The sequence below is a fragment of the Thalassospira permensis NBRC 106175 genome, from assembly GCF_000714555.1.
Taxonomy (GTDB): Bacteria; Pseudomonadota; Alphaproteobacteria; order Rhodospirillales; family Thalassospiraceae; genus Thalassospira; species Thalassospira xiamenensis.
In genome coordinates this window covers 17517-31259 of record NZ_AUNC01000021.1, presented here as the reverse complement: position 1 = coordinate 31259, position 13743 = coordinate 17517, and the positions used below count along the sequence as shown (strand labels likewise).

The window sequence follows — 13743 nt, the reverse complement described above, 5'->3', positions numbered from 1 at the left end:
TTTCACCCGGCCATCGGGGCATCCCGGTGGCCGCAATCATACTGGAGAAGGACCGAAAACAACATTCATACGAATGTCACTCTTCTGAAATCTTAGTGACAACGAAGCTCTATATGATCGCGGTTATGTTCAAAACAACAAATCAAGCGATCAGATGAACATCTCAATCCGGCAACGCCATATTATCGATATTCTGCGCCGTGATGGCTTTGCATCCATTGATGCATTGGCGGACCAGTTTGAAGTCACACCACAAACCGTGCGTCGCGACGTCAATATTTTAAGCGACGCCAATCTGGTGCGCCGACGCCATGGTGGGGCCGAATACGCCGGCGAGCCGGGCATGAACCTGTCATATGACAATCGCCAGGTGACCAACATTGCCGCCAAGCACGCCATTTCGCTGCATGTTGCCGGGAAAATTCCCGACGGGGCATCAATCCTGATCGGGATCGGCAGCACACTTGAATTGCTGGCGCTTAATCTGGCGGATCATCGCAACCTGACCGTCATCACCAACAATCTGAATGTCGCGATGGCGCTGGGCACAAATACCAGCAACCGGATCGTTATTCCTGGCGGCACTGTGCGTCTGCCCGATCGTGACCTGATCACACCGGACGCCGAAGAGATGTTCCATAACTACAAAGCTGATTTCGGTATTTTCGGTGTTGGTGGAATTGAAACCGACGGAACGTTGACCGACTTCGACCATCGCGAAGTCGCCTTGCGTCAGGCGATCATTGGAAACTGCCGAAATTCCATTCTGGTTGCCGATCAATCGAAATTCGGTCGCCCGGCCCCGGCCAAGGGCGGGCACCTCACCGATCCCGACATGATCGTCATTGATCAAAAACCCGGTGGTGATTTTAACGCCCTGTTCCAGCGCCAGGACATCCTCGACCGGCTGCAAATAGCAAAAGGCGAAACTCTCAAATGACGTCTCAGACCCCCGACACCCAAAGACCCTTTATCAGGATCGAAAATGTTTCACGCATTTTTGACGGTGGAAACGGTGTTCATGACCTTTCCGTTGATATACCGCGCGGCAGCTTTGTTGTTCTGCTGGGGCCCTCCGGCTGCGGAAAGTCAACCACGCTGCGTCTGATTGCAGGTCTTGAAACCGCCGATCAGGGTCGCATTCTGATTGAAGATCAGGACGTCACCGCAGTCCCGCCGTCAAAACGACAGCTATCCATGGTGTTTCAATCCTATGCGCTGTTTCCTCACCTTAGCGTCGCAGAAAACATTGTTTTTGGCCTGAAGGTTCGCAAATGCGCCAAGGCTGAAATGGCGAAACGCCTAGCCGATGCGCTCGGTGTGACCGGACTGGAAGGGTTGGAGAAACGCAAGCCTGCCGAACTTTCGGGCGGACAACGTCAACGGGTTGCACTGGCACGCGCCATCGTTGCCGGGCATCCGCTGTGCCTGATGGATGAACCACTATCCAATCTGGACGCAAAACTGAGGCATTCCGTGCGCAAGGATATTCGCGACCTGCAGCAACGCCTTGGCATCACGGTGGTGTATGTCACCCACGATCAAACCGAAGCGATGAGCATGGCAGATATCGTCATCCTGATGAAGAATGGCCGTATCGAGCAGGCTGGAACCCCGGCAGACCTTTATCTGAAACCCGCCACCGCCTTTGCTGCAAGCTTTGTCGGCAGCCCGCCAATGGGGCTATTGCCAGCAACCGCAATCCCGTCCGACGCCCTACCAAGCGGTGCACGACCCGACAATCTGATTGTCGGCATCAGACCCGAAGACATCAAACTTGATACCGACCAGCAAAACAGTGCTTCGGGCCTCTCCGCGACGGTCATATCCAGCGAGTTCCTGGGACCGGAAACCTTTGTCTATCTGTCAATAGACGGAACCGACGGGACAACGGCCCGCCTGCCCGGTCGTGTGCATCTTTCGCCCGGGACACAAGTCTCGCTCAGTTGGGCTGGCGTTGCTGCCCACTGGTTTGATCGCGAACACGGTCATCGTCTTTCGGCGGCGATGAACGACCATGCAACGCAAAAATCTTTTGTTACGACGACCAATCACTCAGCAATTCCGACATCGTAAAAGGACAGAAACCGATGCGTAATTCCATTACCAGTGCCGCTTTTGCTGCCGGTCTGCTTGCTTCGGCGGCAACCCCGGCCTTTGCCGCAACCGAACTGACAATGTATTACCCCATCGCCGTTGGCGGTGCGTTGACCGAAGTAATCGACGGCATGATTGACGGTTTTGAAGCCGAACATCCCGACGTCAAGGTCAATGCGATTTATGCCGGAAACTATGACGACACCCGACTGCGTGCGGTTTCTGCAATCAAAAGCGGCGATCCGGCGCAGCTTTCGGTGATGTTTTCGATCGATGTCTATGACCTGATCGAACAGGATTTGATCATTCCGTTTGATGATGTTGTCAAAACCGCAGAAGACAAGGAATGGCTTAACGGCTTCTATCCGGCGCTGATGGCCAATGGCAAAGTCGACAACAAAACCTGGGGCATCCCGTTCCAGCGTTCAACCATCGTCATGTACTACAACAAGGACATGTTCCGCGAAGCCGGTCTTGATCCTGAAACTCCACCCCAGACCTGGGAAGAAATGGTTGCCGCGGGCAAGGCGCTTTCCAAAGACGGCAAATGGGGTCTGATGGTTCCGTCCACCGGATATCCTTATTGGATGTTCCAGTGCTTCGCCATTCAGAATGGCAAGGAACTGATGAATGCCGACGGAACGGAAACCTATTTCGATGATCCTGCCGTTATCGAGGCTCTTGAATATTGGCGCGGCCTCGCCACAAAAGAAAAGATCATGCCTGAGGGCACGATTGAGTGGGGCACACTTCGTCAGGCTTTCGTGCAGGGTCAGACCGGCATGATGTGGCATTCGACAGGCAACCTGTCTGCTGTCAAAAAAGAAGCCAAGTTTGACTTCGGTGTTGCCATGCTTCCGGCGCACAAAAAGCCCGGTTCACCGACCGGGGGCGGCAACTTCTATATGTTCAAGGGTTCCAGCCCGGAACAGCAGGCCGCGTCGCTTGACCTGATCAAATACATGACCGCGCCGGAACGTGCCGCAGAATGGTCAATTGCAACCGGTTATGTCGGCGTTACCCCGGCATCCTACGAAACCGACGCGCTGAAATCCTATGCCAGCGAATTCCCGCAGGCTGTGATTGCCCGCGATCAGCTTAACGTCGCGATCCCGGAATTCTCGACCTATGAAACGGCCCGTGTTCGTGAATCTCTTAACAACGCCATTCAGGCGGCCCTGACCGGAGAAAAATCGCCGAAACAGGCCCTGATCGACGCCCAGGAAGATGCCAACCGTCTTCTTAAGGCGTTCAACTAAGCCGATCTGCTGCCGGGACGGTTTCCCCCCGTCCCGGCCCTTTTGCTTTCTTCATTTGAAATCCTTTTGAATTCAGGACGTGGCCTCGATGGGTGATCAGCCTCGAAACGATCTGGCAGCAATACAAAGACGCAAACTTGCTCTTTACGGTTGGATGCTGATGGCACCGTCGTTGGCGTTGCTTAGCCTGTTTGCATTTTACCCGGCCATCGCGACCTTCTTTGGCAGTCTTTTTACCCGTGGCACAACACGCCGCCCCAGCAGCTTTGCGGGATTTGAAAACTATCTTGATCTGTTTGCCGATCCGACATTCTGGACCGTGGCAGGCAACAATCTGATTTATGCCGGGGTTACAATTCCGGTTTCGATCATCTTTGCCCTGATCATGGCGCTTTGGGCCAACGCGCATATTCCCGCACGAAGCTTTGTGCGCAGCGCCTATTTCACGCCGACAATCCTGCCGATGATTGCCGCGGCGAATTTATGGTTGTTTTTCTATACCCCCGATCTTGGCATCATTGATCGCATTACCGGATTTTTCGGCGCGGAACCGACCAACTGGCTAGGGCAGCCCGAAACGGCACTGGCCGCGGTCATCATCGTGACGATCTGGAAAGAAGCCGGGTTCTTCATGATCTTCTATCTGGCAGCCCTTCAGACCATTCCGCCGGACCTCCGCGAAGCGGCCCGCATTGAAGGGGCCGGTCGCTGGACCTATACACGACGGGTGCTTTTGCCGCTTTTGATGCCAACCACGATATTCGTCTTTGTCAATGCGCTGATCAATTCGATCAAACTGATCGATCATCTGTTCATCCTCACCAAAGGCGGGCCGAACAATGCGTCAAAACTGATCCTTTACTGGATCTGGGAAATGGCATTCGCCTATTTCGACCGCCCGCATGCCGCGGCAATGACCATGATGGTTTTGCTAGTACTTGGTATCGTCGCAATCGTGCAATTCCGACTGGTTGAAAAACGGACCCATTACCGATGAACGTACATCTCGACACCCGCCCATCACACATCGCCCAACCACATATTCGGTTCCCCGATCTTGCCAGGATTCTCGATACGCTGGGCGCATGGGTTCTTGCTCTTGTCTGGATTGCGCCGCTGTTATTTGCCCTTTGGGCGGCACTGCAACCGTCGGGCAGTGCACTGGCACTTGATTTCAGTGCACCACTGACCTTGCAGAATTTCATTGATGTCTGGAATGCCGTGCCTTGGATCGGCTATTTCGTCAATACGCTTACGCTTGTGTCCCTGATCCTGATGGGTCAGCTTGTTTTGTGCACATTGGCCGGTTTTGCCTTTGCCCGGTTTGCGTTCCGCGGCCGTGATGCCCTTTTCATTCTGGTGCTGTTGCAGTTGTTCATCCTGCCAGAAGTTCTGATTGTCGAAAACTATGCCATAGTTGCCAAACTGGGCCTGTTTGATACCGCCCTTGGCATCGGCCTGCCCTATATGGCCAGCGCATTTGGCATTTTCCTGCTGCGTCAGGCCTTCAAATCCGTACCGCTTGAACTTGAAGAAGCCGCACGTATAGAGGGATGCAGCTGGATGGGCGTTTTGTGGAAGGTTTATGTCCCTGCGGCCAAGCCGGTTTATCTGGCGTATGCGCTGGTGTCGGTGGCGACCCACTGGAACAATTTCCTGTGGCCGCTTATCGTGACAAATTCACCGGAAACCCGGCCCTTGACCGTGGGGCTTTCATTGTTTGGTGCGCCGGAAACCGGTGTTGATATTTCGGTGATCAGTGCTGCCACCATCCTGACCATTTTGCCGCTTCTGATCGCCTTCCTGATTTTCCAGCGCCAGTTCATTCAGGCATTTCTGCGTGCCGGGATCAGATGAACCGAAAGCTGTCCCGTTGACCCGGCGATACAAATTTGAATAACGCCACTTAAATATCGGGCATGGCTATTCATTCCTGAATCCAACAGACTGGCAACGTTCATAACTTTTGAAGTTTTTTCATATGCCGGTTCTGATCCTGCTTGTCAGCACAACAGTCGTCTGGGCGATGCTTCTGGTGTGCAACCGGATTGCATTGACAGCGTTTGATGTCGATGTTTATGCCATGACCTGCTGGCAGCTGGTTTTTGGCGGGCTGGCACTTGTGCTGATGGCACCAGGAAGGCTCATTCCGTGGCGGCAATTCACCTTGCCGATCAACTGGGCATATGGGTTTTTGCGCGTTCTGACCGGGGTCAGCTGGACCGCGGCACTGGTCTATATCAGCGCGCCTGAAAGCGGAATTTTATCACAAACCGGCATGCCGATGGCGGCCCTTGCCGCGGCCTTCATCCTTGGCCGCGCACCGGGCAAGGCGGAATGGTTCGGCCATGCAATCCTTCTTGCCGGGGCAGGCTTCCTTGCGTGGCATCTGCCCGACGGGTTTGCCAATCCGGCAGTGTGGCTGATGCTGGCATCCGAGGTTACGGCGATTTCATCGTCGGTTCTGGCGGAAAAACACCCGGACAACCAGATCAAAGATGCGTGGTCGCATCTGCGATTTACCGGGGTTTTGTTGCTGATTACCGCATCGGTATTTTTGATCTTCCCGCCGCTGATCGGTTTTATCAGCCCGGTTCCGATCCCCTATACCTCGCTTGACGGGTTCTTCGGGATCGAGACCATATTGGCCGGTCTGATCCTTGGCACACTATTGCGCGGTCCTGCCATGGTCCTGACATTGCGGTCGATCAAGACAGCCGGGATGGAGAAATACATCCTTGCGACCAGTATCCTGCCTTTCATCCTTCTGGGCCTTGAAATGCTGGCCGCGCGATTTGACCTGACGCCAGCCCCGACCCATGACAGCGTTTTCTGGATTTCGGCCCTTCTGGTGATGCTGGGCATTGTTCAGATCACCTATTCGAAACGTCGCCATTCCAGACGCCTGAAGGCGCTTGGTGCAACCACCCGGCCGGGGCAGCCCCCACTGCCCCGGCCTGAGAACGAAAAGAACAATAAGCCCCCGTTGCGCCACCAATGCAGGGTCGCCCGGCGGTCAGGAGCCCCTTTCTTCTGACCGCATCCCCAAACGGCCAGCCTCCCAAAAAATTGGCCGTCCGACCCTGTTTCCATCCGGTGGTCTCCCTTCCGGATGGACCGAAACGCCCGGGTTCCCCGCCCGGGCGTTTCCTGTTTAATGGCAACGGATACTTCCCGATAAGATTGCCCCAAACAAGCATCTGAAACTTGAAATTGATACCACCGTAAATTGGCCTAAACTGTCTGCACCAAGACCGGGCAATAACGGGCCAAGCAAGCACCCGAAAAAAGGGGCGCAAACAGAGCGGGGATTTCCAATGGCAAGTCTGCAACAGCCGGACAATTACGAAACACTCAAATCCAAAATCGATACAGCCGCCATCGTCGGCCATACCACCGACAACACGGCGAAAATCTGGGTAAGGGCCTATATGACCGGGCGCTGGACACTGATTGTCAGTGTGCGAAAACTGCCCGAGGATGCCTATGATCTGTCAGGCAAAAGCCTTGCTGCTATGAAGGCCGCAAACAGTGATATCGTTTTTATGGAAGAACGCGAATTCACCCGTGAAACCGACCTGACCATGACGTTCGAGGTAGACAACCTTGAACCAGATACCCGCTATTACTATTACCTTGCATCGGACAAGCTTGATCTTGAGCGCTGCATCGAGATGGGCGGCGAACATGATTACTGGTTCCGGACATTGCCCAAAAACCCGCAGTCATTGCAGTTCGGGTTTTATTCCTGCCACGACCCGTTTAGTGTCAAACCTAACAGCGAAGGCGCATGGGACAAGTTTTATGATGTCCTTAACGAACGCCGTGCAGATTTTGTCATTGGCGGCGGCGATCAGGTTTATTGTGATACCAATCACGCATCGCGCATGCAGGACGTCTGGGTGTGGCTGAAGAATAACAAAAACGCCTTGCTGGCCGCCTATCGCACACCTGATGGCAACCTCGACGAACCCGCAATCATTGATTATTTCACCAAGCTTTATCGCACCTATTACCGGATTTACTGGCAGTTCGAACATCTGCTGTCTGTTTACCGGCGTTTCCCGCAATACATGATATGGGACGATCACGAGATCATGGACGGCTGGGGCTCGCTGACCGCGGATGAGCGCAAGGCCAAGCTCGCCAATTTCTTTCAGGATGATGACGAGGACGCCAATTACGCGCTTGTAATGCTGATGTTCAAGGCCGCAGCGCGGGCCTATCTTGAATATCAGCATGCGCATAACCCTGACAGCATGATCGTCAATGGCAATCCCGATGCCAGCCACTGGGATTATAAATTCGATCAGGGAGCCTATGGCTTTTACATGCTTGACGTGCGCGGCCATCACGATTGTGAATTACCCGACGGACAGCGATTATTGGGGGCGGAACAGCTCGAACGCTTCAAAAGCTGGATCAATTCGGCCGCAACCAAAAAGAAAAAGGCGATCTTTATCTGTTCGCCCGTGCCCGTCGTGCACTGGACGGAAAGTGCCGTAAACACGCTCGATTTTGGCGGTCAAAAGGATGATTTCATGGATGAATGGGGCCATGAAACCAACCACAAGGAACGAAATGCGATGCTTGAATTGCTGCTGGCGCGATCCGCTGAAAGCAGCATCCCGATTGTGATCCTGAGCGGGGATGTCCATTGCGCCAGCGCGTTTCAGATCACGAATGGCAAAACCTATCCTCGTGCACGGTTGTTCAATGTAACGTCAAGTGCGATTTCACGCAAACCGGCACCGGGCATTGCCACCGCCGCCATGCAAAAATCGGCCGATATAGACGGGTTCGATGGCGGTCGGTTTGAACAGATGTTCCGTTTTGCCGGGGAAAACAATTTCGCGCTGATCAATGCCGATTGCCGGGATGGTGACCTCAAAATAAGCGCCACCCTTTACTGGGCCGAACCCGGATCGGAAAGTGTCACACAGAAGGTGATCAAGCTGGTTGGCTAAAAAAAACCGGTCCCCGGGGGAACGGGGACCGGTCAGGCCGCACTCAAGCTTTCGCTTGCGGGGTCGGGGGAACGATGTGCGGCCTTTTCTGTCTGGTTGGGGAATATCCTGTTTTCAGTGTGCGTCGACGGATGGTTTGCCCGATCCTGCCGGACGTGCGAGCGGCAGAAGCAGCAAAGCCAGAATGAAGATGCCGGCCATGGCAAGCTGCACGTCGTTGAACGAAATCATACTGGCTTCGCGCGTGACGATATTGACGATGGATTTCATCGCACTAGCCTGCGGATCAGGAAGGCCCAGCGCGCTATATCGTGCTGTCATGGTCTCCAGATAGTTCTGAAACGCCGTGCTTGATGTATTGATATGTTCGGCCAGATGGGCGAAATGCAGGTCGGTGCGTTTATCAAGCATGGTATTGATCGCAGCCAAGCCAATTGCCCCGCCAAGGTTGCGCATCAGGTTATAAAGGCCGCTGGCGTTTTTGATCTTTTCCGGTGGCAAGGTGCCAAGTGCCAGATTGGTGATCGGCAGCATGCAGAACATCAGGGCAAAACCACGCACAGCCTGCGGCAGGATCAGTTCGTGAAACGATACCTGACTGTTCTGAAAACCGTTCAGGGCAACCCCCACCGCAAACAGCGCCAGACCAAAGCCCAGCACGACACGCGCAGGCAATCTGGCCGTCAGTTTCCCGGCAATCGGGGCAGAAATGAACTGGCAAATGCCGGTGACCGCCATGATGGTGCCGATTTCCAGACTGTCATAGCCGCGCACACGGCTTAGCAACAGCGGCAGGATATAGACACTGCCATAAAGCCCGATGCCAAGGGTGAAACTGAAGATGCAGCCCATGGCAAAGTTGCGATCCCTGAACGAGCGCAGATCGACAATAGGATGATCATAGGTGAACATCCGCCGAAAGAAATAGAGCCCCGAAATCACGCAGATCAAGGCACCATAAACAATGGCGCGTTCATCAAACCAGTCATCTTTTGGGCCCTCGTCCAGCACATATTCCAGACTGCCGAGAAAGGCTGCCATCGCAAGCAATCCGCGCAGATCAAAGCCACGGAGCAGCGACCGATCGCCACGATCAACATCAAGCGTTACCGCGACGACAAGCGCGATCAGCATGCCCGGCACAACATTGATCAGAAACAGCCAGTGCCAAGAAAACGACTGCGTCAGATAACCGCCCAAAGTCGGCCCCACAGTCGGCGCCATAGTGGCAATCAGACCAATCATCACCGAGGCGGTATTCCGTTTATCCGCCGGGAAAATGATATAGGTCGTGGCAAACACGGTCGGGATCATCGCCCCGCCAAGGAAACCCTGCGCGGCACGGAACCAGATCATGCTTTCGATTGACCAGGCAAAGGCCGAGGCGATGCTGAAAATCGTAAAACCGATTGCAGAGGCAACAAAAAGCCAGCGGGTTGAGATCAGGCGTGACAGGAAACCCGAAAGCGGGATCATGACGACTTCTGCGATCAGGTAACTGGTCTGGACCCAGCCGATTTCATCGGGGCTTGCTGACAGACCGGCCTGAATGTTTTCAAGCGAGCTTGCGACGATCTGGATGTCAAGGATCGCCAGAAACATGCCAACCACCATCGCAACCCAGCCAATAAACTTGGTGGTATCGACATGCTGCACCGGATCATCGGGAAAGGCTATGGAACCGGGGCTGGTGGCGGCACTACTCATTTCAGTTGCGCTCCGAGAGTTCCGGGGTCGGCGTTACAACACTGGCAAGGCCGGAACCCGCCGCATGCTCAGCACCGTCACCATCACGCACATCGACATTCACAACAACCGACAGGCCCGGGCGCAGGGCCTTGGCAAGGTCACTGTTATCAAGGGCAATACGCACCGGGACACGCTGGGTGATTTTGGTGAAGTTGCCGGTGGCATTTTCGGGCGGCAGCAAACTGAACTGCGCACCGGTGGCAGGGGCAAAGCTTTCGATCCGGCCGGTGATATCAGCATTGGGAAAGGCATCGACTTCTATCCGGACCTTCTGGCCCGGTGCCATATGGCCGATCTGGGTTTCCTTGAAATTGGCCACAACATAAACACCCGGAAGCGGCACAAGCACGAGCAACTGCTCGCCGGGCTGAACCAGTGCGCCGGTCTGAACCGACCGATTACCAATCACACCGTCAAAGGGTGCGTAGATGCGCGTGTCATCAAGGGCCTGCTGCGCGATATCGCGCGCGGCTTCGGCCTGTGATACGGCGCGTTCGGCTTCGACCTTCTGCGCACGCAGAACGCCGATCCGCCCCTGCTCGACCGCAAGGGTCGCATTGGCAGCAGCCACCTGTGCCTGTGCTGTTTGACGGTCGGCCTTGGCGTAATCGAATTTCTGTCGGCTAGCCGCCCCCTTTTTCACCAGATCCTCGTAACGCGTATAATCCTCGGACGTGCGATCAAGTTCGACCTTTGCAATGCGGACATTGGCCGCCGCCTGATCGATGGCAGCCATCTGAAGGGTGATCTGCTCGTCCATGGTCTGAACCGCGGCACGGCGCGCATCAAGGGCGGCCTCGGCCTGTTTCAGTTCGGCACGATAATCTTCGTCCTTGATGGACAACATCAGTTCGCCCTTATGCACAGGCTGGTTTTCGGCAACCCGAAGGTCGCCGACATATCCCGAAACCTTTGGCGAAATCGCGACTTCGTCAGCCTGTAAATAGGCATTGTCGGTCGATTCGTGGTACTGACCTTCAGTCACCCAGTAGAACCCGTAATACCCACCGCCACCGATAATCGCCGCAGCGATCAGGGGCAGTATGACTTTTTTTACACTCATCGTCCGTTTGATCCTTTTGGTATTGATCAGTACCATTTGAACCCTTATGGTACCAAACAGTACCAAACGTCAAGTGCAGAATTGGAACAGTTGCTTGTCCGAAATGCGAAATATCGACCCGAGAACCCTGAAACGTCGCGAAGCGCTGATTGATGCGGCCCGTGAACTTTTTTGCGAACATGGCCTTTCGGGCACGACACTTGAAATGATCACCGCCGAAGCTGGCGGCTCCCGGCGAACAATTTACGAATTGTTCGGCAACAAGGACGGCGTATTCGAAGCGGTGATTCGCAATTGCACGGGACGTGTGGTTGCTGTCATGGCCGATCTGGAATTGTCACAGATGCCGCTGCGTGCGGCCCTGATCCATTTTGGCGAAACGCTGATGACGCTTCTGACCACGCCGGAAACCATTCGCTATATGCGGCTGTTCCTGTCAGAAGTCCCGCGGTTCCCGCATCTGGGCAAGGTGTTTTATGAAAGCGGCTTGATGAGCGGCCGCCGGATCATCACATCCTACTTCGAACGTCAGATGGAAGAAGGCAACTTCCCCAAAAGCGATCCGAAACAGGCCGCCGTGTTTTTCACAAGCCTGCTTAAGGCCGATTACGATTTCCGACAGATGACCTATGTCGGCTGGGAACCGCACGCAAAGGATTTGCACGCCCATGTAATTGCGGCGGTCGATATGTTCCTGCGCGGATACGGAATAGACCCGGCCAAGGTTGACCAGAAAACCCCGGCGCAGGCATAAGCCTGCGCACCGAACGACTTCCGGCTCAGAACATGACCAGCAGGCGATAGGCAATCGGCCCCATCATTGTGATCACCCCGATCCAGACAAGCGCAAGGCCCCATCCCCGGTCGCGGAAGCTGTATCCGACGCCCAAAAGGCAGAAGCCGACAATGCAGAGCGCGATGATGATGTTGGTTTCATAAGGCAGGTTCATGGAAGCCCCCATATGGTTCCGGTTTGACGGTGCCGGAGTCTTCCCCCTGAACCCGACAAATGCGAGTTTGACCCATTCCATAACCTTTTTCTTTGATCAGGATCATATGCCGTCACATGCCATGTCCCCTGCCCGTGGGATGTGCATTAATTCAGGGAATGGCGTAAATATCGGGCAAACCAGCGTTTTCTAGGGCAGCATCAACATCGGCCAAGGCACAAAAACCCAGCAATTTCGGCCTTGCGCGAAAGTCTTAACAAGGATGTCGCGCCGCCCTCTTTGATTTTCTGATTTCATCCTGTATGTTGCGCTCTCCCGACGCGGCCAGGGCGCTCCCTCGCGCGCCGGATGAAATGTCAAATGGCAGCCGCGCTGTATCCTGGCTGCGGCCAGAAAGGGAGTATTCCATGAGCAAGATTCAAGTGAAGAATCCCGTCGTCGAGCTCGACGGCGACGAAATGACCCGGATCATCTGGGACTTCATTAAAACCAAACTTATCCTGCCGTATCTCGACATCGATCTTAAATATTACGATCTGTCGGTTCAGAAACGTGACGAAACCAACGACCAGATCACCATTGATGCGGCAAATGCCATCAAGGAACATCGTGTTGGCGTCAAATGCGCGACCATCACGCCGGACGAGCAGCGCGTCGAGGAATTCGGCCTGAAGAAAATGTGGAAGTCGCCGAACGGCACCATCCGCAACATCATCGGCGGTACCGTTTTCCGCCAGCCGATCATCTGCTCGAACGTTCCGCGTCTGGTTCCGGGCTGGACCCAGCCGATTGTTATCGGTCGTCATGCTTTTGGTGATCAGTACCGTGCGACCGACTTCAAGGTTCCGGGTGCAGGTAAACTGACCATCAAGTTCCAGCCGGCAGACGGCGGCGAGCCCATCGAACACGAAGTCTTCGACTTCCCGTCTTCGGGCGTTGCCATGTCGATGTACAACCTTGATGACAGCATCATCGGTTTCGCACGCGCCTGCATGAACTATGGCCTTGCTCTTGGCTGGCCGGTTTACCTGTCGACCAAGAACACGATCATGAAAGCCTATGACGGCCGCTTCAAGGATCTGTTCGAGGAAGTCTTCCAGAACGAATTTGCCGACAAGTTCAAAGCTGCTGGCATCACCTATGAACACCGCCTGATCGACGACATGGTTGCATGTGCGATGAAATGGAATGGTGGTTTCGTCTGGGCTTGTAAGAACTATGACGGCGACGTTCAGTCTGACACCGTGGCACAGGGCTTTGGCTCGCTTGGTCTGATGACCTCGGTTCTGATGACGCCGGATGGGCAGACCGTAGAAGCAGAAGCAGCCCACGGCACCGTCACCCGCCACTATCGCCAGCACCAGCAGGGCAAAGAAACCTCGACCAACCCGATTGCGTCGATCTTTGCCTGGACGCAGGGCCTTAAGTACCGTGGCGAGTTCGATGCCACCCCGGACGTCGTGAAATTTGCCGAAACCCTTGAAAAAGTCTGTGTCGACACTGTCGAAGCTGGCTTCATGACCAAGGATCTGGCGCTGCTGATCGGTCCGAACCAGAAATGGCTGACCACCACGCAGTTCCTCGACAAACTTGACGAAGGCCTGAAAGTTGCCATGGGTTGATTGCCCGGCACCTTCCCTGAATGATGAAACCCCGCC

General features: G+C 54.7%; 12 protein-coding genes. 9 read left to right on the top strand and 3 right to left on the bottom strand.

Going from position 1 to position 13743, the window contains the following annotated elements; genetic code table 11:
* The first annotated feature begins 154 nt into the window (after nt 1-154).
* The 7 genes from SMB34_RS11510 to SMB34_RS11480 all read left to right on the top strand — a co-directional run bounded on the left by SMB34_RS11510 (nt 155) and on the right by SMB34_RS11480 (nt 8323).
* The gene (locus SMB34_RS11510) at nt 155-940 is read left to right on the top strand and encodes a DeoR/GlpR family DNA-binding transcription regulator (RefSeq protein WP_007090525.1); all 786 of its coding nucleotides are present in this window, start codon (nt 155-157) and stop codon (nt 938-940) included.
* Nucleotides 937-2076: an ABC transporter ATP-binding protein gene (locus SMB34_RS11505; RefSeq protein ID WP_037990263.1), complete on the top strand. Its 1140-nt coding sequence runs from the start codon at nt 937-939 to the stop codon at nt 2074-2076. Before SMB34_RS11510 ends, SMB34_RS11505 begins: the two co-directional genes overlap by 4 nt.
* Before the next feature lie 14 nt (nt 2077-2090).
* A complete protein-coding gene (locus SMB34_RS11500) occupies nt 2091-3356 on the top strand; it encodes an ABC transporter substrate-binding protein (protein WP_037990262.1) in 1266 nt (421 codons plus the stop codon).
* Nucleotides 3357-3444: 88 nt separating this feature from the next.
* Nucleotides 3445-4353, top strand: a complete 909-nt coding sequence (locus SMB34_RS11495) for a carbohydrate ABC transporter permease (RefSeq protein WP_007090528.1) — start codon at nt 3445-3447, stop codon at nt 4351-4353.
* Nucleotides 4350-5213, top strand: a complete 864-nt coding sequence (locus SMB34_RS11490; protein ID WP_007090529.1) for a carbohydrate ABC transporter permease — start codon at nt 4350-4352, stop codon at nt 5211-5213. Before SMB34_RS11495 ends, SMB34_RS11490 begins: the two co-directional genes overlap by 4 nt.
* Before the next feature lie 124 nt (nt 5214-5337).
* Nucleotides 5338-6393: a DMT family transporter gene (locus SMB34_RS11485; protein ID WP_037990261.1), complete on the top strand. Its 1056-nt coding sequence runs from the start codon at nt 5338-5340 to the stop codon at nt 6391-6393.
* Nucleotides 6394-6673: 280 nt separating this feature from the next.
* Entirely contained in the window at nt 6674-8323 is a 1650-nt protein-coding gene (locus SMB34_RS11480) for an alkaline phosphatase D family protein (protein WP_037990259.1), read from the top strand.
* A 114-nt stretch (nt 8324-8437) separates the two neighbouring features.
* Here SMB34_RS11480 and SMB34_RS11475 read toward each other — a convergent pair whose 3' ends face one another.
* Both SMB34_RS11475 and SMB34_RS11470 read right to left on the bottom strand, forming a co-directional pair.
* Entirely contained in the window at nt 8438-10030 is a 1593-nt protein-coding gene (locus SMB34_RS11475; RefSeq protein WP_037990258.1) for a DHA2 family efflux MFS transporter permease subunit, read from the bottom strand.
* A gap of 1 nt (nt 10031) precedes the next feature.
* Nucleotides 10032-11135, bottom strand: coding sequence for an HlyD family secretion protein (locus SMB34_RS11470; RefSeq protein WP_037990287.1), 1104 nt, complete (start codon nt 11133-11135; stop codon nt 10032-10034).
* Nucleotides 11136-11238: 103 nt separating this feature from the next.
* Between SMB34_RS11470 and SMB34_RS11465 the strand changes: the two genes are divergently transcribed.
* Nucleotides 11239-11889 (top strand): TetR/AcrR family transcriptional regulator, encoded by a 651-nt coding sequence (locus SMB34_RS11465; protein WP_240478816.1) that lies wholly within the window; start codon nt 11239-11241, stop codon nt 11887-11889.
* A 25-nt stretch (nt 11890-11914) separates the two neighbouring features.
* On the opposite strand, the gene SMB34_RS11460 is transcribed toward SMB34_RS11465, so the two are convergent.
* Complete coding sequence (locus SMB34_RS11460) at nt 11915-12166, bottom strand: hypothetical protein (RefSeq protein ID WP_037990256.1); 252 nt, start codon at nt 12164-12166, stop codon at nt 11915-11917.
* Between the two features lie 326 nt (nt 12167-12492).
* Here SMB34_RS11460 and SMB34_RS11455 point away from each other — a divergent pair, with 326 nt between their 5' ends.
* Entirely contained in the window at nt 12493-13707 is a 1215-nt protein-coding gene (locus tag SMB34_RS11455) for an NADP-dependent isocitrate dehydrogenase (protein ID WP_007090536.1), read from the top strand.
* Nucleotides 13708-13743: the final 36 nt, after the last annotated feature.

Coding starts and splice junctions, on each gene's coding strand:
- SMB34_RS11510 (WP_007090525.1), top strand. CDS start 155: ATGAACATCTCAATCCGGCAACGCCATATTATCGATATTCTGCGCCGT.
- SMB34_RS11505 (WP_037990263.1), top strand. CDS start 937: ATGACGTCTCAGACCCCCGACACCCAAAGACCCTTTATCAGGATCGAA.
- SMB34_RS11500 (WP_037990262.1), top strand. CDS start 2,091: ATGCGTAATTCCATTACCAGTGCCGCTTTTGCTGCCGGTCTGCTTGCT.
- SMB34_RS11495 (WP_007090528.1), top strand. CDS start 3,445: ATGGGTGATCAGCCTCGAAACGATCTGGCAGCAATACAAAGACGCAAA.
- SMB34_RS11490 (WP_007090529.1), top strand. CDS start 4,350: ATGAACGTACATCTCGACACCCGCCCATCACACATCGCCCAACCACAT.
- SMB34_RS11485 (WP_037990261.1), top strand. CDS start 5,338: ATGCCGGTTCTGATCCTGCTTGTCAGCACAACAGTCGTCTGGGCGATG.
- SMB34_RS11480 (WP_037990259.1), top strand. CDS start 6,674: ATGGCAAGTCTGCAACAGCCGGACAATTACGAAACACTCAAATCCAAA.
- SMB34_RS11475 (WP_037990258.1), bottom strand. CDS start 10,030: ATGAGTAGTGCCGCCACCAGCCCCGGTTCCATAGCCTTTCCCGATGAT.
- SMB34_RS11470 (WP_037990287.1), bottom strand. CDS start 11,135: ATGAGTGTAAAAAAAGTCATACTGCCCCTGATCGCTGCGGCGATTATC.
- SMB34_RS11465 (WP_240478816.1), top strand. CDS start 11,239: ATGCGAAATATCGACCCGAGAACCCTGAAACGTCGCGAAGCGCTGATT.
- SMB34_RS11460 (WP_037990256.1), bottom strand. CDS start 12,166: ATGGAATGGGTCAAACTCGCATTTGTCGGGTTCAGGGGGAAGACTCCG.
- SMB34_RS11455 (WP_007090536.1), top strand. CDS start 12,493: ATGAGCAAGATTCAAGTGAAGAATCCCGTCGTCGAGCTCGACGGCGAC.